The organism is Streptomyces sp. NPDC021356 (assembly GCF_040641015.1).
In the GTDB taxonomy this organism is placed as follows: Bacteria; Actinomycetota; Actinomycetes; order Streptomycetales; family Streptomycetaceae; genus Streptomyces.
On record NZ_JBFACU010000098.1, the window covers coordinates 1 to 2,172 of the forward strand.

The 2,172-nt window shown below is 69.9% G+C and carries 2 protein-coding genes; both read left to right on the top strand.

The features are described from left to right. A partial coding sequence (locus AB0G56_RS42100; RefSeq protein ID WP_360981631.1) for a 2-oxoacid:acceptor oxidoreductase subunit alpha occupies positions 1–1,314 on the top strand: 1,314 nt, incomplete at its 5' end. After that, positions 1,307–2,172: 2-oxoacid:ferredoxin oxidoreductase subunit beta (locus AB0G56_RS42105; protein WP_360981634.1), on the top strand; the 866-nt coding region annotated here is incomplete at its 3' end. The genes AB0G56_RS42100 and AB0G56_RS42105, both read left to right, overlap by 8 nt.

The window sequence follows — 2,172 nt, forward strand, 5'->3', positions numbered from 1 at the left end:
ACGGAGCGGTTTTTGGAGGCGAAGTTCGCGCGGAAGCCGCGGATCGCGGCGGCGAACGTGGCGGCGTTCCGGGCGGGGTGGAACTTCGGGGAGACGACGGAGGATTTCGCGGTCTCCTACGAGGTGGCGCCGGCGGGGTCGGCGTTCGCGCCGGGGGTGTACCGCAACATCTCGGGGAATCTGGCGCTGGCCTACGGGCTGATCGCCGCCGCGCGGCAGGCGGATCTGCCGCTGTTTCTGGGTTCGTATCCGATCACTCCGGCCTCGGACATCCTGCACGAGCTGTCGAAGCACAAGAACTTCGGGGTGCGCACGTTCCAGGCGGAGGACGAGATCGCCGGGATCGGCGCGGCCCTGGGCGCGGCGTTCGGCGGCGCGCTGGCGGTGACGACGACGTCGGGGCCGGGGGTGGCCCTCAAGAGCGAGACGATCGGGCTGGCGGTGTCGCTGGAGCTGCCGCTGCTGGTGGTGGACATCCAGCGCGGCGGCCCCTCCACGGGCCTGCCGACCAAGACGGAGCAGGCCGACCTGCTGCAGGCGATGTACGGCCGCAACGGTGAGGCGCCGGTGCCGGTGGTGGCCCCCCGGACGGCGGCGGACTGCTTCGCGGCGGCGCTGGAGGCGGCCCGGATCGCGCTGGCCTACCGCACCCCGGTCTTCCTGCTCTCCGACGGCTACCTGGCCAACGGCTCCGAACCCTGGCGCATCCCCGACATCAGCGAACTGCCGGATCTGAAGGTGGCCTTCGCCAGCGGCCCCAACCACACCCTGGCCGACGGCACCGAGGTGTTCTGGCCCTACAAGCGTGATCCGCGCACCCTGGCCCGCCCCTGGGCCCTGCCGGGCACACCCGGTCTGGAACACCGTATCGGCGGGATCGAGAAACAGGACGGCACCGGGAACATCTCCTACGACCCGGCCAACCACGACTTCATGGTCCGCACCCGCCAGGCCAAGATCGACAACATCACCGTCCCCGACATCGAGGCCGACGACCCCGACCACGCCCGCACCCTGGTCCTGGGCTGGGGATCGACCTACGGCCCCATCACCGCAGCCGTGCGCCGGCTGCGGGCCGACGGCATCGCGATCGCGCAGGCCCACCTGCGCCACCTCAACCCCTTCCCCGCCAACCTGGACACCCTCCTGCACTCCTACGACAAGATCGTCGTCCCGGAGATGAACCTCGGCCAGCTCACCACCCTCATCCGCGCGAAATACCTGGTCGACGCCCGCCCCCACACCCAGGTCAACGGCATGCCCTTCAAAGCCGAACAACTCGCCACGGCACTCAAGGAGGCCATCGATGCCTGAGACGTCCCCCACCGCCCCGGGCACCGCCCAGCCCCTGACCCTCGTGCCGAAGGCCACCGCCGCGCAGTCGATGAAGGACTTCAAGTCCGACCAGGAAGTCCGCTGGTGCCCGGGCTGCGGCGACTACGCCATCCTCGCCGCCGTCCAGGGCTTCATGCCCCAGCTCGGCATCGCCCGCGAGAACATCGTCTTCGTCTCCGGCATCGGCTGCTCCTCCCGCTTCCCGTACTACATGAACACCTACGGGATGCACTCCATCCACGGCCGCGCCCCCGCCATCGCCACCGGCCTGGCCACCAGCCGCCGCGACCTGTCCGTCTGGGTCGTCACCGGCGACGGCGACGCCCTCTCCATCGGCGGCAACCACCTCATCCACGCCCTGCGCCGCAACGTCAACCTCAAGATCCTGCTGTTCAACAACCGCATCTACGGCCTCACCAAGGGCCAGTACTCCCCCACCTCCGAACGCGGCAAGATCACCAAGTCCACCCCCATGGGCTCCCTGGACGCCCCCTTCAACCCCGTCTCCCTCGCCCTGGGCGCCGAAGCCACCTTCGTCGCCCGCACCATCGACTCCGACCGCAGACACCTCACCGAGGTCCTGCAACAGGCCGCCGCCCACCCCGGCACCGCCCTCATCGAGATCTACCAGAACTGCAACATCTTCAACGACGGCGCCTTCGACGCCCTCAAAGACACCCAGCAGGCCGCCCACGCGCTCATCCGCCTGGAACACGGCCGGCCCGTCCGCTTCGGCACCGACGGCGAACACGGCGTCCTGCGCGACCCACGCACCGGCGACCTCCACGTCGTCACCGTCACCCCCGGCAACGAAGCCGACCTCCTCGTCCACGACGC